This window comes from Streptomyces sp. NPDC000151, assembly GCF_040301705.1.
Lineage (GTDB): Bacteria > Actinomycetota > Actinomycetes > Streptomycetales > Streptomycetaceae > Streptomyces.
Window position 1 is genome coordinate 29,717 of sequence record NZ_JBEPFC010000015.1, and the last position, 25,269, is coordinate 54,985.

At 69.1% G+C, this 25,269-nt stretch carries 24 protein-coding genes; 11 read left to right on the forward strand and 13 right to left on the reverse strand.

Annotated features, from left to right (window positions below):
* Positions 1-15 precede the first annotated feature (15 nt).
* Positions 16-543 (forward strand): transcriptional regulator, SarA/Rot family, encoded by a 528-nt coding sequence (locus ABT381_RS07425; protein WP_351589111.1) that lies wholly within the window; start codon positions 16-18, stop codon positions 541-543.
* 423 nt (positions 544-966) lie between these two features.
* Here the strand turns inward: ABT381_RS07425 and ABT381_RS07430 are convergent, their stop codons facing one another.
* Both ABT381_RS07430 and ABT381_RS07435 read right to left on the reverse strand, forming a co-directional pair.
* The gene (locus tag ABT381_RS07430) at positions 967-1,545 is read right to left on the reverse strand and encodes a TetR/AcrR family transcriptional regulator (RefSeq protein WP_351589114.1); all 579 of its coding nucleotides are present in this window, start codon (positions 1,543-1,545) and stop codon (positions 967-969) included.
* Between the two features lie 15 nt (positions 1,546-1,560).
* A complete protein-coding gene (locus ABT381_RS07435; RefSeq protein WP_351589117.1) occupies positions 1,561-2,988 on the reverse strand; it encodes an amidase in 1,428 nt (475 codons plus the stop codon).
* 430 nt (positions 2,989-3,418) lie between these two features.
* On the opposite strand from ABT381_RS07435, the gene ABT381_RS07445 reads away from it, so the two are divergent.
* Positions 3,419-4,327 carry an MBL fold metallo-hydrolase gene (locus ABT381_RS07445; RefSeq protein ID WP_351589123.1) on the forward strand — a complete coding sequence of 303 codons (909 nt, stop codon included), beginning with the start codon at positions 3,419-3,421 and terminating at the stop codon, positions 4,325-4,327.
* A 52-nt stretch (positions 4,328-4,379) separates the two neighbouring features.
* Here ABT381_RS07445 and ABT381_RS07450 read toward each other — a convergent pair whose 3' ends face one another.
* The 3 genes from ABT381_RS07450 to ABT381_RS07460 form a co-directional block, all read right to left on the reverse strand.
* The gene (locus ABT381_RS07450; RefSeq protein ID WP_351589126.1) at positions 4,380-5,165 is read right to left on the reverse strand and encodes a terpene synthase family protein; all 786 of its coding nucleotides are present in this window, start codon (positions 5,163-5,165) and stop codon (positions 4,380-4,382) included.
* Positions 5,166-5,632: 467 nt separating this feature from the next.
* On the reverse strand, positions 5,633-6,568 hold the full coding sequence (locus ABT381_RS07455; RefSeq protein WP_351589129.1) for a cyclase family protein: 936 nt from the start codon (positions 6,566-6,568) through the stop codon (positions 5,633-5,635).
* A gap of 146 nt (positions 6,569-6,714) precedes the next feature.
* On the reverse strand, positions 6,715-7,476 hold the full coding sequence (locus ABT381_RS07460) for an ArsR/SmtB family transcription factor (protein WP_351589131.1): 762 nt from the start codon (positions 7,474-7,476) through the stop codon (positions 6,715-6,717).
* 363 nt (positions 7,477-7,839) lie between these two features.
* Here ABT381_RS07460 and ABT381_RS07465 point away from each other — a divergent pair, with 363 nt between their 5' ends.
* Positions 7,840-9,252, forward strand: coding sequence for an MFS transporter (locus ABT381_RS07465; protein ID WP_351589133.1), 1,413 nt, complete (start codon positions 7,840-7,842; stop codon positions 9,250-9,252).
* A gap of 19 nt (positions 9,253-9,271) precedes the next feature.
* Here ABT381_RS07465 and ABT381_RS07470 read toward each other — a convergent pair whose 3' ends face one another.
* Positions 9,272-10,462, reverse strand: coding sequence for a sulfite oxidase (locus tag ABT381_RS07470; RefSeq protein ID WP_351589136.1), 1,191 nt, complete (start codon positions 10,460-10,462; stop codon positions 9,272-9,274).
* Between the two features lie 275 nt (positions 10,463-10,737).
* Here ABT381_RS07470 and ABT381_RS07475 point away from each other — a divergent pair, with 275 nt between their 5' ends.
* Positions 10,738-12,117: an FAD-binding oxidoreductase gene (locus ABT381_RS07475; protein ID WP_351589138.1), complete on the forward strand. Its 1,380-nt coding sequence runs from the start codon at positions 10,738-10,740 to the stop codon at positions 12,115-12,117.
* A 118-nt stretch (positions 12,118-12,235) separates the two neighbouring features.
* Here the strand turns inward: ABT381_RS07475 and ABT381_RS07480 are convergent, their stop codons facing one another.
* Positions 12,236-12,991, reverse strand: a complete 756-nt coding sequence (locus tag ABT381_RS07480; RefSeq protein WP_351589141.1) for an SDR family NAD(P)-dependent oxidoreductase — start codon at positions 12,989-12,991, stop codon at positions 12,236-12,238.
* 129 nt (positions 12,992-13,120) lie between these two features.
* Between ABT381_RS07480 and ABT381_RS07485 the strand changes: the two genes are divergently transcribed.
* The 3 genes from ABT381_RS07485 to ABT381_RS07495 all read left to right on the forward strand — a co-directional run bounded on the left by ABT381_RS07485 (position 13,121) and on the right by ABT381_RS07495 (position 14,241).
* Entirely contained in the window at positions 13,121-13,555 is a 435-nt protein-coding gene (locus ABT381_RS07485) for an Rrf2 family transcriptional regulator (RefSeq protein ID WP_351589144.1), read from the forward strand.
* A gap of 181 nt (positions 13,556-13,736) precedes the next feature.
* Positions 13,737-13,985 carry a transposase gene (locus ABT381_RS35875; RefSeq protein WP_467754414.1) on the forward strand — a complete coding sequence of 83 codons (249 nt, stop codon included), beginning with the start codon at positions 13,737-13,739 and terminating at the stop codon, positions 13,983-13,985.
* Positions 13,918-14,241 (forward strand): transposase, encoded by a 324-nt coding sequence (locus ABT381_RS07495; RefSeq protein WP_351589147.1) that lies wholly within the window; start codon positions 13,918-13,920, stop codon positions 14,239-14,241. The genes ABT381_RS35875 and ABT381_RS07495 overlap by 68 nt, the downstream gene beginning before the upstream one ends.
* Positions 14,242-14,415: 174 nt before the next feature.
* Here the strand turns inward: ABT381_RS07495 and ABT381_RS07500 are convergent, their stop codons facing one another.
* On the reverse strand, positions 14,416-15,429 hold the full coding sequence (locus tag ABT381_RS07500; RefSeq protein ID WP_351589150.1) for a LacI family DNA-binding transcriptional regulator: 1,014 nt from the start codon (positions 15,427-15,429) through the stop codon (positions 14,416-14,418).
* A 241-nt stretch (positions 15,430-15,670) separates the two neighbouring features.
* On the opposite strand from ABT381_RS07500, the gene ABT381_RS07505 reads away from it, so the two are divergent.
* A complete protein-coding gene (locus ABT381_RS07505) occupies positions 15,671-16,735 on the forward strand; it encodes a C45 family autoproteolytic acyltransferase/hydrolase (protein ID WP_351589153.1) in 1,065 nt (354 codons plus the stop codon).
* A gap of 225 nt (positions 16,736-16,960) precedes the next feature.
* A complete protein-coding gene (locus ABT381_RS07510; RefSeq protein WP_351589156.1) occupies positions 16,961-18,334 on the forward strand; it encodes an MFS transporter in 1,374 nt (457 codons plus the stop codon).
* 60 nt (positions 18,335-18,394) lie between these two features.
* On the opposite strand, the gene ABT381_RS07515 is transcribed toward ABT381_RS07510, so the two are convergent.
* On the reverse strand, positions 18,395-19,516 hold the full coding sequence (locus ABT381_RS07515) for a glycosyltransferase family 2 protein (RefSeq protein WP_351589159.1): 1,122 nt from the start codon (positions 19,514-19,516) through the stop codon (positions 18,395-18,397).
* A 334-nt stretch (positions 19,517-19,850) separates the two neighbouring features.
* Here ABT381_RS07515 and ABT381_RS07520 point away from each other — a divergent pair, with 334 nt between their 5' ends.
* Together ABT381_RS07520 and ABT381_RS07525 are read left to right on the forward strand one after the other, a co-directional pair.
* Positions 19,851-21,377: a cellulase family glycosylhydrolase gene (locus ABT381_RS07520; protein WP_351589162.1), complete on the forward strand. Its 1,527-nt coding sequence runs from the start codon at positions 19,851-19,853 to the stop codon at positions 21,375-21,377.
* 18 nt (positions 21,378-21,395) lie between these two features.
* The gene (locus ABT381_RS07525; protein WP_351589165.1) at positions 21,396-22,220 is read left to right on the forward strand and encodes an SDR family NAD(P)-dependent oxidoreductase; all 825 of its coding nucleotides are present in this window, start codon (positions 21,396-21,398) and stop codon (positions 22,218-22,220) included.
* A gap of 28 nt (positions 22,221-22,248) precedes the next feature.
* On the opposite strand, the gene ABT381_RS07530 is transcribed toward ABT381_RS07525, so the two are convergent.
* The 4 genes from ABT381_RS07530 to ABT381_RS07545 all read right to left on the reverse strand — a co-directional run bounded on the left by ABT381_RS07530 (position 22,249) and on the right by ABT381_RS07545 (position 25,249).
* Complete coding sequence (locus ABT381_RS07530; RefSeq protein WP_351589168.1) at positions 22,249-22,839, reverse strand: malonic semialdehyde reductase; 591 nt, start codon at positions 22,837-22,839, stop codon at positions 22,249-22,251.
* A 5-nt stretch (positions 22,840-22,844) separates the two neighbouring features.
* Positions 22,845-23,750, reverse strand: coding sequence for a prephenate dehydratase (pheA, locus tag ABT381_RS07535; RefSeq protein ID WP_351589170.1), 906 nt, complete (start codon positions 23,748-23,750; stop codon positions 22,845-22,847).
* A gap of 70 nt (positions 23,751-23,820) precedes the next feature.
* Positions 23,821-24,261, reverse strand: a complete 441-nt coding sequence (locus ABT381_RS07540; protein ID WP_351589172.1) for a nuclear transport factor 2 family protein — start codon at positions 24,259-24,261, stop codon at positions 23,821-23,823.
* 28 nt (positions 24,262-24,289) lie between these two features.
* Entirely contained in the window at positions 24,290-25,249 is a 960-nt protein-coding gene (locus tag ABT381_RS07545) for an NAD-dependent epimerase/dehydratase family protein (RefSeq protein ID WP_351589263.1), read from the reverse strand.
* Positions 25,250-25,269 lie beyond the last annotated feature (20 nt).

Genomic DNA, 25,269 nt, shown 5'->3' on the forward strand with positions numbered 1-25,269 from the left:
AGTAAGCTAACAGTCATGCGAGATGCAGGCAAACCCGAGACCGGCAACGCCCCCGACCTGCCCGTGGAGCCCGGCGTCGAAGATCTGGCCCAGGCCGCCGACCGGCTCTTCTACGCGATGCGACGCTCGCGGTCCGCCACCGTCGGCCAGTCCGCCGCCGGCCTGTCCATGGCGCAGCTGGCCCTGCTCGCCCCCCTGGCCGAGGACGCCGACGGTGAGGGCCTGCCCGTCGGCCGCCTGGCCGCTCGAGCCGAGGTCAGCGTGCCCACGGCCACCCGCATGCTCAAGCAACTGGAGGGCAAAAGCGTGGTCACCAGACGCCGCTCACCGCACGACGAGCGCCAGGTCCTCATCCGCCTCACCCAGGAAGGCGCCGAACACCTCGCAGTCATGCAGGCCCAGCTGCGCGCACGCCAGTACGCGGCCCTGTCGCAGTTCACTCCGCAGGAGCGGCACGTACTCGCCGCACAGCTGCACCGCCTCGCCGGCATCATCAGCGAGACCACTCCCAGGGCAGCCGGACCAGCGGCGGACGAGGGCTGAGCATCCAGGCGACGAACCCCGCCGACCTGGCCCCCAAAGCCGAGCACCCCAGGCCCCCCTCCACGCCGCACAATGTTTCGAACGGCCGAGAGGCGCTGTTGTTTCTGAGCGATGGATCGGCCTGCTGCGCCCGGGCCTACGCCTAGGCCTGCGCCTGGAGAACGCCACGGGCACGGGTACGGGTGGCGGTACGGGCGGCGCCTGAGGGAATCCGGCCGTATCCCGAGGTGCTGCTGACGGCGCGCCTGGAGACGACCGCACCGTATCCCTGGCACCCGGTCATCTGCCGGGAGTTCGCGCCGATGCCCGACGACGACCCGGTGTGGGACGAGGTGGAGTCCGAGGTCGCCCGCGGCGCCCTGGGGAGCCCGCCCGCTCGGCCCGGCTCGCCTAGCCGCTTGGCCGCCGGGCCGCCGGAAATCGTCAGCCCGCTTCGTCGGTCGGGAAGCGGGTGAGAACGGTACGGGCGAGTCCTTGGGCGTACTCGGCGTCCAGCAGCCCCGGGCGGAAGAGGATGCGGTACATCATCGGCGCCACCAGATGGTCGAGGACCGTGTCCACGTCGGGCGCCGGCTCGCCCCGCTCGGCGGCACGGTCGAGGAGCACGGCGACCTGCTCGACGGCGTATGCCGAGCACTGCCCGGCGTTACCGCCCTCCCGGTCACCGGCCAGCGCGTCCTGAATGTAGGCGCGGCCGGCCGCCGAGGACATCTCCTCCAGCCACTCCGCCGCCCAGGTCTCCAGGTCCGTGGCCAGGCTGCCGCGGTCGGCGGGCGGCCCGTCCGGGCGCAACCGCTCCACCGCCACATCGGACAGCAGTTCCTGCAGGTCCCCCCAGCGCCGGTAGATCGTCGAGGGGGTGACCTCGGCACGCGCCGCGATCAGCGGCACCGTCAGCGCCGCACGCCCCACCTCGGCTTCCAGCTCGCGCACGGCCCGGTGCACCGACTCCTGAACGCGTGCGCTCCGCCCGCCCGGGCGGCTCCTCGGCTTTGCTCCCATTCTCCTAGGTTAACGCTACTTCTTTGCTACAAGGTGGGCGTCCACCGCTGCCCGCGGCGCAGGCCCGCATTCCTTCTCGTACGCACCCGCCGCGCCCAGCAGCGCGGCCTCGCCGTACGGCCGCCCGATCAACTGCATACCGATCGGCAATCCGTGCAGGTCGAGTCCCACCGGCAGCGACAGTGCCGGCAGCCCGGTGATGTTCGCGGGCGCGCAGAGCCGTACGTACGCGTCGGCCACCGCCTCCGCCGTCCCGTCCGGCCAGACGAACGCCTCCTGCCCGGCCTGCGCGGCGGTCGCCGGTACGGTCGGCGCCGCGATCAGGTCCACCTGCCCCAACAGCCCCTCCCATTCCCGCCGCATCAGCGTGCGGGCCCGCTGGGCACGTATGTGGTCGACCGCGGGCAGCAGCGCCCCCGCTTCCAGCAACACCCGTACGTCGTCCCCGTACAGCTCGGGCGCCCGGCCCAACTGTTCGGCGTGGTACGCGGTCGCCTCGGGCACCATCAGCCCCCACTGGACCGCCTGGACGTAGCGGTGCAGCGGGATCTTCACGTCCACCAGATGGGCCCCGAGGTCGGCCATGCGGTCCAGGGCGGCCCGCACGGCGGCTTCCACCTGCGGGTCGACGCGGTCGAAGAAGTAGTCGCTGGGGACGCCCACGCGGACACCGTCCAGCCCGCCGCCTACGCCTCGCGGTATCCCGTACCCGTCCCCTCCGAATCCGTACCCGTGCCCGTGTCCGTGTCCGTCCGGGCCGCGCTCGGCGATCGCGTCCAGTACCAACCCGGCGTCCCGCACCGTACGCGTGATCGGGCCGACGTGGTCCAGCGACCAGGACAGCGCCGCCACCCCTTCCCGCGGCACCAATCCGTACGTCGGCTTCAGACCGACCGCTCCGGTCAGCGCGGCGGGCACCCGGATCGAGCCGCCCGTGTCCGTCCCCAGCGCGAACGTCGCCGACCCGGCCGCCACCGCGGCCGCCGATCCGCCGCTGGAACCTCCCGGCACCCGGTCCGGCGCCCACGGATTGCGGGTCTGCGGCGTCGTCAGGCCGTAGGCGAACTCGTGCGTGTGCGCCTTGCCCAGCAGCACCGCGCCCGCCCGCTTCAGCCGCGCGGCGACGGCGGCATCCCGGTCCGGTACCCGGCCGGCGCGGACGGCCGAACCGGACGCGGTCACCACGCCCGCGGTGTCGATGAGGTCCTTGAGTGCCATGGGTATGCCGTGCAGCGGGCCGCGGCGCCGCCCCGCGGCTATCTCCCGCTCCGCAGCGCCGGCCTGCTCGCGTGCCGAGTCCGCCGTGACCGCCGCGTAGGCGTTCACGAGCGGCTCGGTCGCCTCGATGCGCGCCAGGACGGATTCGGTCAGGTCCACCGGGGACAGGTGGCCTCCGCCGATCGCGTCGGCCGCCTCGGCGAGGGAGAGCTCGTAGGGCTGCACGGCCGTCACCGCTCGTCGGCGCGGTAGGAGGGGGCGGGCGGGACGTCCGCCAGGTCGAGCTCCCGGAGGCGGCTGACCACGCTCAGGATGTGGTCGGCGGTGGCGGCCACGACCGGATGCCGGTCACCGCGCAGCGGAACCCCGGCGCGCTCGGCCGCCGCCGCGGCGCTCTGCGGAGTATGACCAGGAAGGGGAGGGAGGGGAGAGGGGGGAGGGAGCGGAGGAACGTGCGTCAGGGCCATGGCTGATCCGCATCTTTCGTGAGTGGTCATGAGTGCTCGTGAGTGTGGTCGTGAGTCCGACGGTAGGCCGCCATCCACCACTAACGCAAACTATTTGCTTTAATGGCCTGCCTCTTCTACCATTAACGCAATGCCTGTGCTTTAAGGTTCCCGGCTCCCACACTCGCCTCTCGCCCTCAAGGACCCTCATGGCTGCCCCCGCTCCCACCCCCACCCCTACTCCCGCCACTTGGACCATCGGCGACATCACCGTCCACCGCATCGACGAGACCGAACTCCCGCCGGAGACCGGCCCCTGGCTGCTCCCCGACGCCACCCCGGACGTGGTCGCCGCAGCCCCCTGGCTACGCCCTGATTTCGCCCGTCCCGACAACGGCCTGCGCCTCGCCAGCCACTCCTTCGCCGTGCGCGCGGGTGGACGGCGCATCCTCGTCGACACCGGCATCGGTAACGGCAAGGACCGCGCCAACCCCGCCTGGAATCACCTCCGTACGGACTACCTCGCCCGCCTCGAACAGGCAGGTTTCCCACCCGAGTCCATCGACCTGGTCGTCCTCACCCACCTGCACACCGATCACGTCGGCTGGAACACCCGTTACCGCGACGGTGCATGGGTCCCCACCTTTCCCCACGCGCGTTATCTGGTCGCGCGCGACGAGTGGGCGTACTGGTCAGCCGCCGAACTGGACGCCCCGAGGCAGCAGATGTTCCGCGATTCCGTCCACCCGGTGCACGAGCACGGCCTGCTCGACCCGATCGACGTCCCCGCCGCGGGCGCGGAGATCGCCCCCGGCGTGACCCTCGTACCCACTCCTGGACACACCCCCGGCCAGGTCGCCGTCCGGCTGACCGACGCCGGACAGTCGGCACTGATCACCGGCGACTGCATCCACCACCCCGTCCAGCTCAGCCGCCCCGACCTGAGCAGCTGCGTCGACATCGACCCGGCCCGCGCCGCGGCCACCCGCCACGACCTGCTCGCATCCCTCGCCGGCACCGACACACTCGTCCTCGGCAGCCACTTCCCCCCGCCCACCGCCGGCCTCGTCCGCCCCGACACCTCCGGCTACCGCCTCGTCCCGATACCCGGGCAGTAACCGACGCCGAGCCCGAGCCCGCTCCACGCCACCCTCCTGACAGCTCAGCGCCTTAGGAGTGGACCGTTGGGCGGCGCACCGTGGCGACGCGAGTGGCGGCCACGCGCTGACCACCGTGCTCGTCGCCGTGGTACCGGGTGGTTCGCTGGTGGTAATAGACGTTGCCACTGATCAGGTGGCCAAGTTCGGTGACGTAGCGGGAGATGTCCGCTCGCCCGGCCAGAGGCCCTTCGGCGATCCGCCGGCGGGCCGCGACGAAAGCGTCCTCCACCTCACCGATCAACTCCGCGAGCCTGTCGATGGCCTGCTGCAGCGCACGACCCTCCCGTACGACGAAGATCCACACCGCATTCATGACCTCCCTGGCGTCGTACTCCTTGGGGAAGGAGTACAGGTCGTTCACCAGGACCATGTGATCGATCGTCAGGTCACGTACCAGTGCGAGGTCTTCGCTCTCGTCGAGCTTCCGGCCGAGGTCGAGGCCGAGCGCGAACTCCGTCTGGATGGTCGCCCAGTATCCGAAGAGGTTGGTCCGGCGCCCCTGCATGTACGTCGCGAAGTCCGGCAAGCTGCCGTCCTTGCGCTCTTCGGCCTCCTGGACCGCGCTGTGCAGGATGTCCCGGTAGGCGTCCCGGTAGCGACGAGCAACGGCCGGTGTCATCTGCGGGATGGCCAACGCCATCGCGTCGCCCAGCATCCGCCCGGCCGGGAAGTCATCTCCGGCCTGCTCCCCGTCGACCACGCGGAGGTACCGGTCCCGCAAGCGGGCGGCGGCCCGCACACTCTCCTGGACGCCCGGACGACTGAAGGCATCGTCGACGATGCCGGAGGGAATCATCAGGTTCGGAAGCGTGAAGGCACGGTCTTCCTTCGTATGCGGATAACACACAGGCCCATAGAGGCATGCGCTGGCGGATATAGCGCTCTGCGAGCGTCGCTTTCCCGAAGTAGGCGGTCAGATACGGCCGGACCCACTCACCGCACTGTTCCTCGATCCGCTCGCTGTCCGCGTGACACTCCACGGGCAACACCGAGGGAAGCTCCGGCACGAAGAACTCCGTGCCAGGAGGAAGCGAAACATTCACTCTCAACACCAACGTCCCGAACGGCTCAGACTCAACGACTCAGACCCAACGACTCAGACCCAACGATCCAGCAAAGAGTGCCACGCCGGCCCGAGAAAAGGCAGTAACGCAAGCACTCTTCACCGCGAAGGAGAAACTTCGTACTAGGCATTCTTCCGAGTTATCGGGCCGTCGACGTATCACGTCAGCCTGGAACGCTGGATCTACTCGGCCCAGGCGCTCACTTGATCACCACAGGATTGACGGGGGCGCCGGTCCCGCGGTGCACCTTCAGGGGCGCCGCCGTGTAGAGGAACGCGTACCGACCGTCCTCCGCACAGTTCGCGGCGAGCTTCTCCAGGTCGCAGATCTCGGTGAAGGCGATACCGAGGTTACGCATCAGGGCGCAGTGCAGCGACAGGGCGAAGCCGGTCTCGGGGTCGCGAGTGCGCTCGTTGGCGAAGGTGTCCGTGACGAGGTTGGGGATTTCCCTGTCCTGGAACCACCGGACCAGCTCCGGGCTGTACGTCAGGCCGGGCTCGCAGAAGTCCTCGTAGAACGCGTCGCCCTGCTCATGGAAGAGCCGCAGAAAATTCGTGCGGACCAGCAGGATGTCGCGCGGCTCGATGGTGACACCCTGAGCCTCGGCGCAGGCTTCCAGGTCCTCGTGGGTGAAGGGCTCACCCTTGTCCAAATTCTTCTTGCCGCGGAAGCGCGCCATGTCGAGGAGAATTCCGCGGCCGACCACACCGCGTTCGGCGATCGGCTCGACACCGGCCTTGTCCATACCGCCGACTGTCGTCCGCGCGTCGTATCCATTCCAGATCTGGCCGCCGTACCAGACATGACCGAGCGCGTCGTACTGCGTCGACCCTTGCAGGAATGCCTCGATCTTGTCGTCGGCGTAGTGCAGCCCGCTGGGAGATGCCGGAGCGTCCGGACCGTCCCAGCTCGACTCGTCCATGACCATGGTGCGCTCGGCGGGCGCGCGCCCCGGCCACACCGGATCCCCCTTCGGATCCCCGATCAGCCGCTGCAGGGTAAAAACCTGCCCGGAGCGGATATGGGCGGCGCCGCGCAGCACCTCGGCCGCGTCAAGATAATTCAGCGCACCGACCTCGTCGTCGGGCCCCCACTTGCCCCAGTTGCTCGGAGCGTCACGGAGAAGGTCGCTCATGGATGCACTCTCACTCATAGTTTCACAGTACACATAAGCCATCGCGGCTCCTCCAGGCGTGCCGAGGCTTACACGGACGCGGTGAAACTCGCACGGAGCGTGGCTCCGCAGTTCGCCGGAGTCGCCCACACCCGCAGGCGGGGCCGTCAGGCCCGGGTGAAGCTTCTGGTGTCCAGGCCCAGCCAGGAGTGCAGGCCCGCTTCGCCGGCGGGAAGGATGCGGAGTGCTCGGCTGTTGGGTGAGCGTTCCAGCCAGCCGCGGTCGACGCACGCGTTCAGCACCGCGGCACCCACAGCGCCTGACAGATGGTGGCACTGCTCGGTCCAGTCCACGCAGTAGCGCACGACCGGCCTGCGGGTTTCCGGGAGCGTCACGCCGATCTCAGCGAGCATGTCCCAGCCTCGCGGGGTGACGCGGTATTCGAGGTCCTTACCTCGGGAGGAGAGCTTGTCCTGTATTGCGCGGTTCGGGTCATGGCGGCCGTCTCCGCCGACCACTGCCTCACGGTCGATCAAGGCCCGCATGACGCCCACGCCGAGATGTCCGGCCAGGTGGTCGTAGCAGGTACGGGCGACGCGCAGCGCCCGGGCGCGGGTGCCGGAGCGCAGCGACTTCGGCTCGAACGGCGGGGCCAGCCGGGCCAGGGACTCGATGGCGCGGGCCACCTCGGGAGAAGCCAGGCTGTAGTAGCGGTGCCGCCCTTGCGTCTGGACGCGAAGCATCCTGCCGTCCACGAGCCGGCTGAGATGGCCGCTCATCGTGGACAGGGCCACGCCGGCCTCGGAGGCCAGCATGGACATGGGGAGCGAGCGTTTGTCGAGCAGCGCGAGAAGAATGCGGGCCCGGGTCCTGTCGCCGATCAATGCTGCGGGATCAACGAAATTGGCGTCGCCGGCGAGATCACGCATCGGCTTGACTTTCCCCCTCGTACATCAAGAAGCCTGGAAGAGACCTGGTCCGTCGAGAGACCTGACGGTCTACTCATAACACAAGATAAACAGAGACGTTGAGCAATGCCAACCGGAAAGCAATCGCCAGGCGAAAAGTGACGGTTTGCTGCGTGTGCCGCTATGTAAGTTTTCCCGCGGCATGGAATCAGTAAATTCTCGGCGATGAAGGTAATGCGATTCTCCGCGGCATCGATGTCGGCACGCTTCGGCCGGGACCGAAGAAATACGGGGTTACGGTGAGCGGGCCGACGGGGAGTCCGATGCCTGACGCCCGCCGCCTGACGCCCCGTCAACAGTGAGCAGCAGAGAAAGGTGTGCCACGTGCCGGACGCACAAGTGCACGAGTCCGGATCCGCCACCACCGCTCGGCAGGTGTACGGACGCCCGTCACAACTCCCCCTGATCGCCCTGTGCATGGGCATTTTCCTGGTCATACTGGACGCCACGATCGTCACGGTGGCCCTTCCTCCCATCGGGAAGGAATTCGGTTCCGGCGGTGACCTCACCGGTGTCCAGTGGGTGGCGGACGGGTACACCGTTGCGTTCGCCGGACTGCTGCTGTCCGCCGGATCCATCGGCGACAAACTCGGCAGCCGCTCCGCGTTCCAGGCCGGGCTGGCGTTGTTCGTCGTCACCTCGGCCGGCTGCGGCTTCGCGCCGTCCCTGTGGTTCCTCGTCGTGATGCGGCTGTTGCAGGGGCTGGCGGCGGCGCTCGTCGTACCGACTTCCCTGGCGCTGATCCACGCTTCGTACGCGGACAAGAAGGACCGCGCCAAGGCGATCGGCCTCTGGGGCGGGATCGGCGGCCTGGCCGCGGCTTCCGGCCCGGTACTGGGCGGTCTGCTGGTCGCGGCCTTCGGCTGGCGGGCGGTGTTCTACGTGAACCTGCCGTTCGGCATCCTCGGACTTGTACTGACGGCACGTTACGTCGTGGCACCGCGGCGCAAGCGCGGCGCCGCACTCGACCTGCCCGGACAGGTACTGGGCATCCTGGCGCTGGTCGCGGTGGCGTTCGGCATCATCGAGGCGGGGCACACCGGCTGGACGGACCCGCTCGTCCTCTCCTCGCTGGCCCTCTTCGTACTCTGCGGCGCGGGCTTCCTGCTGGTGGAGAAGCGCACCGCCGACCCGATGCTGCCACTCGGGCTGTTCCGCGACGCCACCTTCTCCAGCGCCACGGCCGTCGGCCTCTTCCTGAACATCGGCTTCTACGGTCAGCTGTTCGTCGTCAGCTTCTACTTCCAGCAGTACCGCCATTACGCGGTCCTCTGGGCAGGGCTCGCACTCCTGCCGCAGACCGCCATGGCGGCCGTCGCCTCCACGCTCGGCGGTCGGATGACGGCACGCACCGGGCCCCGCAAACCGATGCTGCTGGGACTCGGGCTGGGCGCGTTGGGATTCGTCGGGCTGCTGCTGGCGGGCCGGTCAACGCCGTACCTTGAACTGGTGCTGCCACTGGCCGCCATCGGCTTCGGCACCGCCTTCACCATGCCGGCTGCGGTCGCCGCGGTCGTCGAATCGGCGCCCGCCCACCGGGCCGGGGTGGCATCGGGCGTACTCAACGCCGCCCGCCAGGTCGGCAGCGCGGTGGGCGTGGCCCTGCTGGGCGCACTGATCACCCAGACCCCCGACTTCGTCGACGGTATGCGCATCGGCACAGTGATCAGCGTGGCCTGTTTCGCCGCGGGAATCCTCCTGGCGCTCTGCGGCGTGGAGCGGGTGCGGGGAGAGTAGATTTCAGCCGTCCCGAAGGTCATCTCCGGAGGCCGTCCTCCAGACACCACACAGAAATCCGCTGTACGAGATTGTTGCCGAAGCCGCCGCGGTTCCAGGGCTGGGTGACGGGCTGAGTATGTCCCGAGGCGTCGGTGGCGCGGACGCTGAGTACGTGGCGGCCGGGCGTGGCCGTCCAGGGCGCCTGCCAGTACCGCCAGGCCCAGTCGCGCCCGTCCGGCGGCGCGAGGGAGGCGTCACGCCAGGAGTGCCCGTCGTCCGTGCTCACCTCGACCTTGGTGACCGGGGCGCGGCCGGACCAGGCCCGGCCTTCCAGGCGCACGGGGCCGGGGCGTACGACGCGGGTGCGCGTCATGAAGTCCGGGAAGCCGGGCGGGATCATCAGGGCCCGCGGGGCGATCCGGGTGACCGGCTCACCAGGCTCTTCGGCCTCCTGCCGGTAGCGGTAGGCCACGTCCTGCTGGAATCCGGTGAACGGGCTGTCGACGAGGGTGATGTCCCGCAGCCACTTCACGTGCGCCATGCCGTACCAGCCAGGGACCACCAGCCGCAGCGGACAGCCGTGCTGTGGCGGCAGCGGCGCGCCGTTCATTTCGTACGCCACCAGCACCTCCGGATCGCCGCCGGTCGCGTCCGCCAGTGGCAGGCTTCGCTGGTAGTCCTGCTCGATGCCGCGCTCGATGCCGTGATCGGCGCCGGTGAAGACGGCCTCGACCGCGTCCGGCTCCACGCCCGCCCTGTCGAGCAGCGTGCGCAGCGGTACCCCGGTCCACTCGGCGGTGCCGACCGCCTCGACCAGCCACGGCTGGCTCACGGGCCGTGGCGTGAGCCGGGCCCGGCCGTTGCCGGCGCACTCCATCGTCACCCGTTGGGTGACGGCCGGGAAGGACCGCAAGGTGGCCATGTCCAGGGTCAGCGGGGTACGTACTCGGCCGCGCACTGTCAGCTTCCACGTGCGGGCATCGGCTGCGGGGATGTCGTAGTGCACCAGTACGTAGTGCAGCCCGGGCGGGGTGAGGTCGTAGCGCAGGGCCTCCAGCGGCAGCCCGTGATTGCGGGCCGCGAGCGCGAGTTCCGCCAGGCTGATGCCCTCCGCGGGGGCTGCCAGCCGCGCCGGCGCGCTGAGCTCCGCAGTGAGGTCCGCAGTGGGGTCCGCACTGGGGTCCGCAGTGAGGTCCGCACTGGGGTCAATGTCGCGGCCGTCATCCATGCCTCCATGGTGCGCGCTCAGCCCGGCCCGGTCACGTACAGCGGTGGCCATTGCACGTAGAGCGGTGGCGATTGCACATGCCGTCGCCCAGGAGGACGCTGGTCATGTAAGCCCTGTGGTGTCTTTTGTGTGCTTCCCGGCCGCTGACGGCGCCGGGGCACCGGCGCGCACCTGCACCACCGGCGTCCCCAGCAGGGGAAATGCCCGGCGGATTGCGGGCTGTATCCCAGCGGGTTGCGGACAGGACCGTACCGCGCCGCTGCGAGGAGAGCGTCATGGACGGCACCACTCTGGAAGGGATGCGGACCGCACTGCGCGGCCCGGTCATCGCTCCACAGGACTCGGAGTACGACGAGTCCCGCAAGATTTACAACGCAATGATCGACCGGCGGCCGGCCGCCCTCGTGCGCTGCACGGACGCCGCTGACGTGATGAATGCTGTCGACTTCATCCGGGATCACGATCTCGAACTCGCGATCCGGGGCGGCGGACACAGCGGCGCCGGGCTGTCCTTGGTGGACGACGGCGTCACCATCGACCTGTCACCGATGCGCGGGGTGCGGGTCGATCACGTCGCGCGGACCGCCCAGGTCGGCGGCGGTACGCTGCTCGGCGACCTCGACCATGCCGCCCACGGCTTCGGCCTCGCCACCCCCGCCGGCATCATGTCGACGACGGGCGTCGGGGGCCTCACCCTTGGCGGCGGGCACGGCCACCTCACGCGTAAGTACGGCCTGACCGTGGACAACCTGCTGGCCGCGGACGTCGTACTCGCCGACGGCAGCTTCGTCACCGCGAACGAGAGGGATCACCCGGACCTGTTCTGGGCACTGCGGGGCGGCGGCGGGAACTTCGGCGTCGTCACGTCGTTCACCTTCCAACTGCACCCGGTGCACACCGTGGGCGTCGCGGTCACCCTATGGACGCTGGACCGCATCCGCGACGTACTGCAGTGGTACCGCGACTTCCTGCCGCAGGCGACCGAGGACCTGAACGGCTTCTTCGCGGAGCTCGTCGTGCCGCCCGCTCCGCCGTTCCCCGAAGAGATCCACGGGCACAAGATGTGCGGCGTGGTGTGGTGCTGGACGGGTGACCTCGACCGCTTGGAGGAGGTGTTCGCGCCGGTACAGGAGCCCGCTCCACCGGCCTTCCATTTCGCGGCACCGATGCCCTACCCCGCGCTGCAGAGCATGTTCGACGAGCTGATCCCCACCGGCCTGCAGTGGTACTGGCGCGGCGACCTGTTCGACCGGATCACGGACGACTCCATCGACGCCCACGCCAAGTACGCGGAGGCCAACCCCACCGCCCTGTCGACTCTCCACCTCTATCCGATCGACGGCGCCGCCCACCGCGTGAACCACGAGGACACCGCGTGGGGTTACCGCGACGCCGTCTGGTCCGGCGTCATCGCCGGCATCGACCCCGACCCGGCCAACGCCGAGACCATCAAGCGGTGGGCCGTCGACTACTGGGAAGCTCTGCACCCGCACTCCATGGGCGCCGCGTACGTGAACTTCATCGGCGCGGGCGAGTCCCAGCAACGGGTGAAGGCCACCTACCGCGACCACTACGACCGCCTCGCCGCGGTAAAACGCACCTACGACCCGCACAACCTCTTCCACACCAACCAGAACATCGAGCCTGCCCCATAGAGCTCGTAACACGATCACGATCCGGGCTTCTTGAGGCGTGTCCACGCACGCGCGGGTCGTTGGCGGTGCGCGCCCCGAAGGCGCGATGTCCTTCGGCGCGCGCGGCAGGGGTTCGGGTTCAGGCGTTGTAGCCGCCGTGGGCGTCCAGCACCGCGCCCGTGACGTACGACGCGGCGGGGCTCGCCAGGAAGGCGATCGCCGCGGCGATTTCGTCAGGGTGCCCCATGCGTTGCAGGGACAGCGAGCTGACCAGGGCATTGAGGGTCTCGGGGTCCGGCGGTTGCATGCCGCCCTCCATCAGTCCGGCCTCCACGACGTTGGCCGTGATGTTCCGGGGCCCGAGGTCGCGTGCGACGCCCATGGTGTACCTCTCGATCCCGGACTTGGTCGCCGAGTAGTCGGCAAGGCCGGGGGCGCCGACCCGGGAGCCCAGGCCGGAACTCACCGTGATGATGCGGCCGCCCGTGCGCAGCACTCGGGAGGCGGCCCGGATGACGGCGATCACGCCGAGGTAGTTGGTGGCGTGCATCCGGTCCAGTGCGGCGGTGTCGGCGTCCGGGTCGTCCACCGTGCGGCCCTGCTCCACCGAGATCGCCGCGTTGTTGACGAGAATGTCCAGGCCGCCCAAGTGCGCGACCACGTCGTCGATCAGCGCCGGCGCCTGACTCATGTCTGCCTGGTCGGACTTGAAGGCGATGGCCTTCGCTCCCTTGAGGCGAACGTCGTCGACGACGGCCTGCGCCTGCTTCTCGGAGCTGACATAGGTGAAGGCGACGTCGGCGCCCTGCTCGGCCAGCAGTCGTACGGTCGCGGCTCCCAGTCCGCGCGACCCCCCGGTGACCAGGGCGACCTTGCCCGTGAGTGGCTTGCTCATTCTTCTCACCTCGTTGATTGACCCTTCCCCGATAGTCGTAACGCTAATTGTTACGACACCTTGTTGCAACTATCGCTGTTACGACTGCGCTGTCGTAACATAAAGCGTTGCGGCCGAGAGGAGGAGTTCATGAGCGCCAACAGCAGGTTGACCCTTGCCACCCACGCGCTGGCCTGGATCGGTCTCTACCAGCGCCAGGGCCATGAGGTCGCCACCTCCGAGCAGATCGCGACCAGCGCGAACACCAACCCCGTGGTGATCAGGCGGCTGCTCGGCGAGCTGCGCAGGGCCGGGCTCGTGGAGTCCCGGCGGGGTGTGGGCGCGGGCTGGTCGCTGGCGCGCGAGCTGGGGTCGATGACCCTGCTCGACGTGTACGAGGCAGTGGAACCCGGCCCGCTGTTCGCGATGCACCGCACCACCCCGGACCAGGGATGCGTGGTGGGTTACGGCATCCAGCCGGCGATGCAGGGCGTCTACGAGGGCATCGAGGAGACCCTGAGACACGAGCTGGCCCGCGTCACGCTCGAGAACGTACTCCGGGACGTACTCGCGGCACCTCGCTAGCCTCCCCGTTACGCCCTGACATCACCAAGATCCCCATCCATGCCCAGGTCGGCGAACAGCCTGGCAACCAGTCACGCCATAGACGGTTGCAGTATTAGACCGCGTCCTACGAGCTCGTAACTTGATCTCGTTGAAGTGCCCGGGTCCGGCACGCGGTCGGCGAACTCGACTGGTCCCGCGCGTGCGTGGACGGCTCCCACATCCGCGCGAAAAAGGGGGCGCCGACACTGGTCCGTCGCCGGTCGACCGACGAAAGACGGGCAGCAAACACCACCTGATCTGCGACGGACGCGGCACCCCGGTCAAGGTCGTCACCACCGCGGCCAACGTCAACGACGTCACCCAGGCCCTCGCCCTGGTCGATGGCATCCCGCCCGTGGCCGGACGACCCGGCCGACCCGCGCCGTCACCCCGACTCACTCCTCGGTGACAAGGGCTACGACTCCAATCCCAACCGGCGGGAGCTGCGCAAGCGGCGGATCTTGCCGGTCAACTCCCGCAAGGGCACCCCGAACATCAAGGGCCTGGGCAAACTCCGCTACGTCGTGGAGCAGACCTTCGCCCTGCTCCACCAGTTCAAGCGCCTTGCCGTCCGCTGGGAACGCCGAACCGAACTCCACGATGCCTTCTTCTCGTTGGCCTGCAGTCTCATCTGCTGGAGACGCCTCAAGAAGGCCCGCCCGTGATCGTTTTACGAGCTCATAGGGCCCGAGGCCCGAGACCTGACGGCAATCAATTCGCCGCCGCGGGCCCGATGTTCCCGCGCAGAGGGTCCGCGCCGCGTCCACCCTCCTGCCGCCACTCCACCACATGCCACCTCGTGCCACCGAACCGGGGCCGGGGGCGGCTCCCCGCCGCTCCTATCGCCGTGTCGAGCCCCGTGGCCGGAGACGAGCCTTGGTCAGCCGTGGTGAGCGGGCCTCCTCGCCGGCGACAAGGGCCTGGAGGATGTCCAGCAGGGCTCCCACACTCTCCACCGGATTCAGCTCCACCGCCGAGATGGCAGGGCGACTGTTGCGCGCATGCTCGGAATCCGAGCCGGCCACCACCATGGTCCGCTCAGGCACCCCGACACCCCGCGCCATGAGCCCCTGCTGCACACCAGCCGCATGCCGCCCGGTGAGACAGAAAACCGCATCCGGTATACCGTCGTCGACGATCCGGCCTGCCAGCTCCACGCCGCCCTCGACGCCTGCCCGCTCGGCCAGTTCGTAGAGCCGGGGCGTGGTTCCCCGCTCGGCGCACCAGCTCAGGTAGGTGTCCTGGTGCTCGAGGTTCCACGCGTTCGGGTCGGTGCCGCGCACCAGCGCGATACTGCGCGCACCCCCGGCCTCCAGATGGGCCAGGACCTGGCGCGCGGAGGCCGCGTCGTCCTCCGAAGCCCAGTGCGAGAAGTCCGGGCGTCCGGGGACGCGGCCATAGGTGACGTAGGGGATGCCGCGCTTCTCCAACAGCGCGACGACCGGGTCGTCCAGGTGTGGGTTGGTGACGATGTAGCCGTCCATCGAGAACGTCAGCGGCGGTACCGGCGTCCGCGTCAGATCCGGTACGAGCATGAGACTCAGCCCCCGGGCCAGCGCCTGCGAGGCCGCCACGCCCACGAATCTCTCGAAGACGTCCACGCCGACCGGGGCGTAGTCACCCAGGGCGTCCAGGGAACGGAGTACCAGCCCGACCGCACCCATGGTGGACCGCCGCAGACCACGGGCGAGCGCGTCGGCCTCGTAACCCATCTCGTCGGCGACGGTGCGGATGTGCGCACGCGTGGCCTCGCTCAGGGTGCCTTTGCCGTTGAGGGCGTGCGAAACGGCGGTGATGGAGACACCGGCCCGCCGAGCCACGTCTTTGATGGTGATGCCGTGCGTCCGTGCCATGGCGCCGCCTGGGGTCTGGGGTCGGGTCGGGTCGGGGGGGCTGGTGTCGGGGACTGATCTCGGGGACTGATCTCGGGGGCTGCTCTCGGAGACGGATCTCGGGAGTCGCGGAAATCAATGCGCCGTCCAGCATTGTATAAAACGTTTTACATTCCTAGCGTGACTCCGCGCCGCACAGAACAGACAGACGTCGGGAGCGACGTCACTGGGCGCCCGAGTCCCCGAGCCCGGGAGGAACCCCGTGGAGCTGCACACCCTCAGGACCGAGACGACGGATCCCCGCGAACGCGGGTACCTGCTCGGCACACGATTCGGCGCCCAGGTCCGGCGTGCCACGGAGCTGTACTTGGAGCACTTCGCCGTACTGGGCATCCCGGCGGAACGGGCGCGTGACATCGCCGACCGCAGCCATGAGGCCCTGCGGGCCTGGGCGCCGGCTCTGGCCGAGGAATCGGACGCCTGCGCCGACGCGGCGGGCATCGAGCGCTGGATGGTGGCTGCCGTCGGTGCCCGTACCGAAATCCTCGCCGCCTGTCCGCCGGCCAAGGAGGGCGAGTGCTCGACGGCGGTATTCACGCCCGCGGGAGCCGCGCCGGAGACAGTACAGACGTGGGACTGGCACGAGTCGCTCGTACCGGACGCCCTGCTGCACGAGCTGACCCCGAGTACGGGGCGCACGGTCAAGCTCTTCACCGAGTTCGGCGCACCGGCAAAGATCGGCGTCAACAGCGCCGGTCTTGGTGTGCACTTCAACATCCTTTTCCACCGCTCCGACTCCGACGCCGGTGGAATCCCCGTACACGCGATCGCCCGCCGCATCCTCGACGAAGCCGACACCCTCGACCAGGCCATCGAGCTCGCCTCGACAGCGCCGGTGAGCGCCTCGACCTCGCTCACCGTGGTCACCGACGACTCTCCGGCTGCGAGTCTCGAGCTGTCCCCGGCCGGGCTCGCGGTGGTACCGGCCGGCGAGGACGGCTGGCTACTGCACACCAATCACTTCCTCGACCCCGGGCTCAGTGCCGGGGACACCGGCCGGGCCGACTCGTCGACGGCGGAACGCTTCGCGCACCTGCGCAAGGTCCGCTCGGCGCTGCCGGGCCTCGCTCCCGCCGAGCGGGCGAAGGCGCTGTGCGGCGACGCCGGAGCGGACGCTGTTGTCTGTATGCGGCCGGATACGGCGAAGCCGCTGCACGAGCAGTGGGGCACCCTGCTCACCATCGGCCTGGACGTCGACCGGTGCGCGCTGGACTACGTGGCGGGCACGCCGGACGAGGCTGCGCGGCAGGGCTTCGCTCGGTTCTGAACGGCGACGTTTCCCCTCTGGCTGTTCCTCTTCTGATCTTTTCTTCCCGGGCCCTCGCTCCGGAGCTCCCCCCCGGGGGGGGTTCCCCCCCGCCCCCGCCCCTCCCCCTCCCCTCCCTCCTCACTCCCTTCCCCTCACCTCCTTCCCCCTCGCCCTCCCTCCCCTCGACCTCCCCCGACCTTCCCCCTCCCGACCTTCCCTCCCTTGCCCTTGGAAGGATCTGCCATGACGGAGACCGTCAGACCCGGCCTGAAGGCACAGGTCGCCACAGCCACGCGCACCTTCTTCATCTCCGGTTTCGGAACAGCGCTGGAGTTCTACGACTTCATCATTTACGGCCTCGCCGCCGCGCTCGTCTTCCCGACCCTCTTCTTCCCCAGCTTCGACCCCACGGTGGGCACTCTCGTCGCCTTTGCGGCCTTCGGCAGCGGCTTCATCGCCCGCCCCCTCGGCGGCATCGTGATCGGCCACTTCGGCGACCGGATCGGGCGCAAGGCCATGCTGGTGCTCACGCTCCTGATCATGGGAACCAGTACCTTCCTCATCGGCTGCCTGCCCGACTACCGCACCGTGGGCGTCGCCGCGCCGATCATGCTCGTGGTCCTCCGTCTCATTCAGGGCTTCGCGGCCGGCGGCGAGTGGGGCGGCGCGTCCCTGTTCGGCATCGAGAACGCCCCGGAGAACCGCCGTGGCCTGTGGGGCAGCTTTACGAGCGCCGGCATCGGGGTCGGCAGCCTCTTCGGTACCGGCGTGTTCACCTTGATCACCCTGCTGTCGCAGAAGCAACTGCAGAACTGGGCATGGCGCGTGCCGTTCTGGCTGGGCGGCCTGCTGGTCCTGGCGGGCGTCGTGGCCCGCAGTCGTATGCCCCGGGAGGAGCGCCGCACCGAGCATGCACCCCGGGTGCCGATCCTGGAATCCATCAAGCGGCACCCGCGCCAGATGCTGCTGGCCATCGGCGTGGCCTTCGGCTACAACACCCTGGCCTACATCGGCACGATCTTCACCGTGACCTACGCCGAGGAACTCGGCTACAGCCACACCGAATCACTGTTGCTGCAGGCGGCGGGCTCCATCGCCTTCACCCTCGCCGTACCTGTCATGGCCCTCCTCTCCGACCGGATCGGCCGCAAGCCCGTGGTGATCCTCGGCACCCTCGCCTACGGGGCGTTCTTCTTCGCCTACTTCCCCATGGTGGACGGGCACATCCTGGTGCTGGCAACCGTCGCCTACATACTGGTGAACGTACTCATGGCCGCTCCCCAGGGCTGCATCCCGGCCTTCCTGGGCGAACAATTCGCGAGCGCCACCCGTTACTCCGCCATCTCCGCCACCTACCAGACCGGCGCGGCACTGGGCGGCGGCACAGCGGCCACCACCGCGACCGCCCTCTTCATCGCCTTCGACGGCAATCCGATCGGCGTCGGTATCTACTCCGGCGCAGCGGCAGTCATCCTGGCACTCTGCGCCTGGGGTCTGCGGGAGACCTTCAAGGTCCCGACGTCAGAACTCGGCACGCGTCCGCCGGCTAATCGTGACGCCGGCGGCCCTGGACGGTGCGGTCACCTGAAAGTCACCCACCCCACCAGGCGGCAATGACGCGGCCGCGTCGTCCTCTCTTCATTTCCTCCTTCTCGTGTCCTTATGTCCTTGGCGAGATCAGGTGGCGGGCGAGGGTTTGGGGATTGATCGGCGTGGGGGTGCGGGAGTTGATGGGCGAGGTGGGGTGTCGGCTCGGCCTTTTTCGTAGATGGTCAGGCCCGAAGAGCAGCCGAGGGGGACCAGGAGTAGTTCTACGAAGAGGGCCTTCCAGGCGTAGACGAGGTTGACGATCTTGGTGGCGTAGACGCAGGGGAGGTTGATGAGGACAGTGGCGAGGCGGAGGCGGCGTCTGCGGGCGGCGTAGAGCAAGGGTGGGGTGGTCAGGAGGAGTTCGGCGCCGGACCACCACGCGAGGGTCGTGCCCAGCGATTGATCCGTCGTCGCGGCCGCCACGAAAGGTGTGGCCCACCACAGCGGAGCGGTGAGGATTTCCAGGAGGGCGAGCAGCACCCAGACGGCGAGCAGTGGTTTGCGGACGATGAGCTCGCCGAGATGGAGGCGGACGTTCTGGCAGAAGCCGGCCATCCAGCGCCAGACCTGTTTTCGGAGGTAGGTGAGGGTTTCCGGGTCGGCGGCCCAGGCCGTGGCGTCGGGGACGTAGCGCGCCCGTCTGCCCTGGATCTGCTGGGACCAGGTGAAGTCCATGTCCTCGACGATGGTGCGTTCGGGAAAGCCGCCGAAGGCCATCAGGTCGGCGCGGCGGAAGACCGAGCAGCATCCGGAGCAGACCATGGGGCTGCCTGCGAGGGCCTGGATGGGGCGGTGGAAGTGGAAGCCGAAGAGGTATTCCGTGGAGCGGCCGCGCTCCCAGAGGGTGCGGGTGTGGCGGGTCTGGACATTGCCGGCGGCCACGGCGACCGTGGGGTCGGCGAAGACCGGCGTGACGCGCTCGATGTAGTCCGGCGCGAGGACGGTGTCGGCGTCGACCGCGAGGATCAGGTCCGTATCGCAGTGCGGCAGTGCGTGATTCTGGGCTCTGGCCTTGCTGCCGAGTTGGCGGGGCGGACGCAGGACAGTTACGTCGTGTGACGCGGCGACGTCCGCCGTGCGGTCCGTCGAGGCGTCGTCGATGACGATGACGCGGTCGGGCGGGACGGTCTGGCGCCGCAGCGCCGCGAGGGTCGCGGGCAGACCGGCTTCTTCGTTATGAGCTGGGACGATGGCGGTGACGCTGTACATGGCCTACTCCCCCGAGTTTGCGGATTCCAGTGGCGGCGAGGGCGATGAGGCCGATCGCGCCGTAGACGATGGTGCTGATGCCGATGACCGGCAGTCCTCCGTTCATGTCACCGACGGTAGCGGGAAAGCGAGTTGGCCGTTTTCCGGAGGCCGCCTCCTGTGGATAACCGCCGAAGACATTGACACGACGCCTCGCCGACGCCTCGCCGGTGCCTCGTCCCACACGCCTCACTTCGGCTCAGCCGTCCCCTTGCCGCCCGGCCTCCCGGACGTCAAGATGCGGGAACCGACGGGGCCCTTGGCCCACGCGCCGACCGTCCCCACCGGAGGCCACATGCGTCCGAGCCGCACCGTCCTCGCCCTGCTGTCCCTCTCCCTCTCCCTCGCCTTCGGCACGGCCCTGCTACCGGAGGCTTCGGCGTCGTCCCCACCGGAGGCTTCGGCGTCGGCGCTGCCGGAGACTTCGACGTGGGCCGGTATCGAAACGCACACGATCAGCACGCCCTCCGGCACGGTGACCACTCCGGACGGCCGCACCCGGCTCGCCGACCGGCAGGGACGGGTCCTCACTCTGCGCGGCCTCAACCTCGGCAAGACCGACACCGTCACGGAGCACCGCGTCGCGCGCCTGGCCTCCGAGGGCTTCACACTGATGCGGCTCAACATCCAGTGGGAGAAGCTGGAGCCGCGTGGCGGCCACTACGACACCGCCTACCTGCGCCATCTCGACCAAGTACTGGGCTGGGCCGACCGGTACGGAGTGCTGGTACTCGTCGACTGGCACCAGGACGTGTTCGGCCCGGCCTTCGGGCACAACGGCATCCCCACCTGGGCCACCCGCACCGACGGCCTGCCCTTCGAGCCGAACCCCGACGACTGGTTCTCCGACTACTTCCAGCCCGCCGTCCAGGCCGCCTTCACCCACCTGTACGACGATGCGGACCTGCGCGCCGCCCAGGCCGCCGCGTACGCCCGGGTCGCCGCGACGCTGCGCGGTCACCGCTCACTGCTGGGCTACGACCTGTTCAACGAGCCCTTCGGCCCGGTCCCCGGTGACCCCACCGACCCTGCCAACCAACTCGCCGCATCGGTAGCACTCGAACAGGACCGGCTGCCCGCGATGTACCGGCGCCTGATCCGCGCCGTGCGAGCCGTCGACCGCAACGCGTGGCTCTTCGTGGAACCGACCGTCCTGGTCGGCCAGGGTGTCCCGACCAGCCTGCCCGGCTTCCACGATCCGCGCCCCGGCGCCGGCCGCATCGGCTACGCCCCGCACTACTACGACACGGCCGTGGAATCGGGGAAGGACTGGGACCCGACCGGAGGGTTCATCGAGCACTACGAGGCGGCCATCGGCACCTACCCGGCCGCACACCGACTGCCCGTCCTGGTGGGCGAGTGGGGGCCGCCCCGGGCCACCACACCTGGGAACGCGGAACTGATCCGCCGACAGCTGCGTTCGATGCCGGGCTTCGCCTCCGGATGGGCCATGTGGTACGACTGCGACGCACCCCAAGGGGGCGGCTACTGCGTACGAGGCGCCGACGGTCGCCCGGCACCGGGCAAGGAAGCGGTGTTCGGCCCGTACGCGCGTGCCGTCGCGGGCGTTCCCGAGAGCGAGTCGTACACCCCGGCGACCGGCGAGTACCGCCTCACCCTGACCGCCAACCGGACAACGCGCCGGGCGTGGACGGAGATCGCCCTCCCTGCCACGGCGTATCCGCACGGCGTCAGGGTGTCAGTCGACGAGACGCCGGACGCCGTGGTGCGGATCGCGAACGGCATCGCCCGTGTCCGACTGCACTCAACGCATCCAGATACCACGGTCACGCTCACTGTGACTGCCCGTCAGCAACCGTAGGCAAGGGAGTACTCACTGATGCAGCGCCCCATCCCGTCGTCGCCCCCCTCCCCCGCCCCCGTGCACCTGGTGGCGGGAGCCAGCAGTGGTATCGGTGCCGCCGTGGCTGTGCAGGCGGCGGCGTCCGGTGCGCGTGTTGCCGTCTGCGGACGGCGGGGCGACGTGCTGCGTAAGGTCGCGGACGAATGCGGGGCCACGGCGTACGTCGCGGATGTCACCGACCGGGCGCAGGTCGAGGAGTTGGTGGCCGCCGTCGTACGGGATCACGGGCGCCTCGACGGTGTTGTCGCCAACGCGGGCGTGATGCGCCCGGGCGGGGTGCTCGATCTGACCGACGAGGACTGGGACGCGACCCTGCGCACCAACCTGACCTCTGTCTTCCTCCTCGCCCGTGCCGCGCTCCCCCATCTCATCGACTCCCAGGGGTCGTTCGTGACGGTCGGCTCGATAGCCGGGCTGCGTGCCTCGGGAGGGATGTCCGCGTACGCCGCCTCGAAGGCCGGTGCCGCCATGCTGACCGCCACTCTCGCGGCCGAGTTCGGGCCGCGTGGAGTACGTGCCAACACCGTGTGTCCCGGCTGGACGCGTACCGAAATGGCGGATGAGGAGATGCGGGAATTCGGCGGGCCGTTGGGGCTCGGCGTCGCGGAGTCCTACGCCGAGGTCACCGCCCTCGTACCGCAACGCCGCCCCGCCGAACCCCACGAAATCGCCGACGCCGTCCTGTGGCTCCTCGGCCCGCACTCCTCCTACGTCAACGGCACCACCCTCACCGCGGACGGCGGGACCACCATCGTCGACCCGGGCGCAGTACCGTTTGAGTTTCGGGTGTCGGAGCGGTGACAGTGCAGGGCTAGGACATGATGTCCCGTCAGACGCTCCTGAACACCTCGTCGTACGACAGGCGGGGTGCGCGGGGGCGGAAGGCCTCCGGGCCCGGGCGGCCGACGTTCGCCACGACCAGCGCGCGGTGTTGGCCGTCGGGGAAGAACTCCTCGGTGACGGCCTTGGCGTCGAAGCCCGCCATGGGGCCCACGGCGAGGCCGGCGGCCCGTACTCCGACGATGAAGTAGGCGATCTGGAGAGAGGCGTTGACCACGGCGGTGTCGTGCCGCATGGTCTCGTCGGCGAACAGGTCGCGGGCGTTCGGTACGTGCGGTGCGACCTTGGACAGCTTCTCGTGGAAATCGAGGTCGGCGGCGAGGACGACGACGAGCGGCGCCTGGCGCACCTTGGGCTGGTTGCCGGGTGCCATCCGCTCGACGAGTCGTGCGCGTGCCTCGTCGCTGCGGATCAGGACGGCGCGCAGGGGCTGGCTGTTGAGCGAGGTCGGAGCGTTCTTGATCAGCTCGTGGATGGCGGTGACCTGCTCGTCGGTCACCGGCTCGTCGGTGAAGGTGTTCGCGGTGTGGGCCTCCTTGAAGAGGAGGTTCTGCGCGTCAGTGGCGAGGGGGGAAATCATGGAATTCAAAGCGTTTCACCTCGTGAAATAAGAGAACCGTTGGATGTATTGGATGTAGGTGTGGACATGGACATGGGGGCGGGTGTGGCGCGGGGGTAGCTGCCGAGGAAGACGGTCCGGGCGTTGCGTCGGCGCAGGGCGGCGACGATGGAACCGACGGGGGGCTCGTCTATATGGCCTTCGCATTCGAGGAGGAAGGAGTAGCCGCCGAAGCCGGCGCCGCTGGGTCTGGACAGCACCGATGTCAGCGGCACGGACGTGCGGACGAACTCGTGCAGTACGTCGTGGAGGTCGCTGACCTTGCCCGCCAGCGGTACGACCATGGTGCTGCGGTCCGCACCCGTCGGCGGCGCTGACCGCTTGTTGCGTCGGGCCACCTTCACGAATCGGGTCATTGCGTCCGGACGGGTCCCTATGTCCTGCGCGACGATTTCGAGTCCGTATCTCCTCAGGGTCTTCGGTGAGGCGATGGCCGCGGTATCAGGTGTCCGTGAATTCCGCACTTCGCGGGCGGCCTGTGCGGTCGAGGAGGACGTGACGAATTCGGCGTGCGGGAGGTGGGTGTCGATCCAGGGGCGGCACTGGGCGTGGGCGTGTGGGTGCGTCAGTACCCGGCGTACGGAGGAGAGTGTGCCGCCCGGTGGTACGGCGAGCGCGAATTGGACGTGCAGCAGTGTTTCTCCGGTGATGCGCAGGTCGCCGCTGTGCGCGAGGGCGTCGACGGAGGCGGTGACGGCTCCCTCGACGGAGTTCTCCCAGGGCACGACCGCGGTGTCCGCCGCCCCGCTGCGGACTGCGTCGAGTGCCTGGCGGACGCCGGGGTACGGTACGGCCTCGCCGGGCCGTACCTTCAGGCCGGCGAGCGCGGCTTCGGTGAACGAACCGGACGGGCCCAGATAGGCGGTGGGCATCGGGACGGAGCCTCCTTGGTGCGTGCACCGTGAATCGACGCGGCTCACGGTGCATCGTGAATCGGCGCGGTCAGGCGCCCGCTTCGAGCCGTGGAGCGCGGATCGAGTCCGGGTCGATCAGGCGGAGCATGTCGACGGTGTCGAAGTAGTCCTCGAAGTGCACGGCCAGGCCGTCCGCGCCGAGCGTCCAGGAGTGGACGAAACGCAGGGTCGCCTTGCGGCCGTCGCGGGAGGTGACCTCCCGGTCCCCGAGCACCATCACCCGGTCGCCGTCGACCAGGAACTCGTGCGGGTCGAGGATCATCCCGCCCAGTACGCCGGGCACTCGGGCGAGGAACTCCCGCATGCCGTCGTGCCCGTACTTGGTTCCGCCCAGGCCCACTTCCCGCATGCCGTCGGGGTGCACCCAGACGACCGCGGGGTCGAAGCAGGACAGGATGGCGTCGATGTCCCGGCGGTGGAATGCGTCGTATGCGGCACGTATGCGCTTTTCCACGTCGGTGGCACTCACGAGGAAACCTTCTTCGCGTCGGTGGCGTTCACACGGAAACCTTCGTCGCGTCCTTCAGGGCGATGTCGTCCCTCAAGGCGATGTCGGGGAAATGTGCCCGCAGCGTGCGGCGGATGCCGTCGTGCCATTCGACGGTGCAGTCGCCGATCAGCGACCGCCGTTTGGTGCTGTCGAAGGCGTACGTCTCGCGGGTGACGGCGGTCTTCTCGAACTTCGCCTCGATGCCCGTGAGTTCGGACATGTACGTGGCGCAGTCGGTCATGCCGACCGGCTCGTCCCCGCCCCAGTTGACGATGGTCGCGGGCGTGCTCGCGATGGACCACAGCAGCGGTACCTGGTGCACGAGGTCGTCGGTGTGGATGAGGGATGCCCAGTTCTGGCCTTCGAGGGGGATGGGGATCGGCTCGCCGGCGAGCATCTTCTTGAAGTACATGACGGGTACGCCGCCGTAGGAGGCCGGTCCGTACGAGATGTTGAGGCGCGCGATGGTGGTGGGGACGCCGAGCGTGCGGGCGTACGCGCGGGCTGTGCCCTCCGCCGCGATCTTGCAGATGGGGTAGGTCGGCAGCCAGTCGGCCACGCCGTCCAGCGGGTCGGTCTCCTTGTACTGGTGGTCGAGCGTCTGGCGCTTGTAGAAGGCGCCGGTCGACACGTGCAGGAATGCCTCCGCCTTCCGGCAGTGCGTCATCAGCCGTCCGACGGCGACCGAGTTGACCTCGATGGCGGTGTCGAAGTCGCCGTCGTAGCCGCGGTGCACCGCGGAGTGCATGACGTGGGTGAAGTCGTCGGGCAGCGTGTCGAGGGGGTCGTCGCCGCCCATGTCCCAGTGGTACGTCGTGATGCCGCGGGCGCGCAGTTCGTCCTCGGCGCCGGGGGTGGTGAAGCGGCCGAGGCACCAGACCTCGTTGTCGGCGGCGAGGGCCTCGGCGACCGGGCGGGCCGCCTGACCGGTGCCACCGGTGATCAGAATTTTCTTTCCGCGCGTCAACGTCACGTCATGTCTCCTGT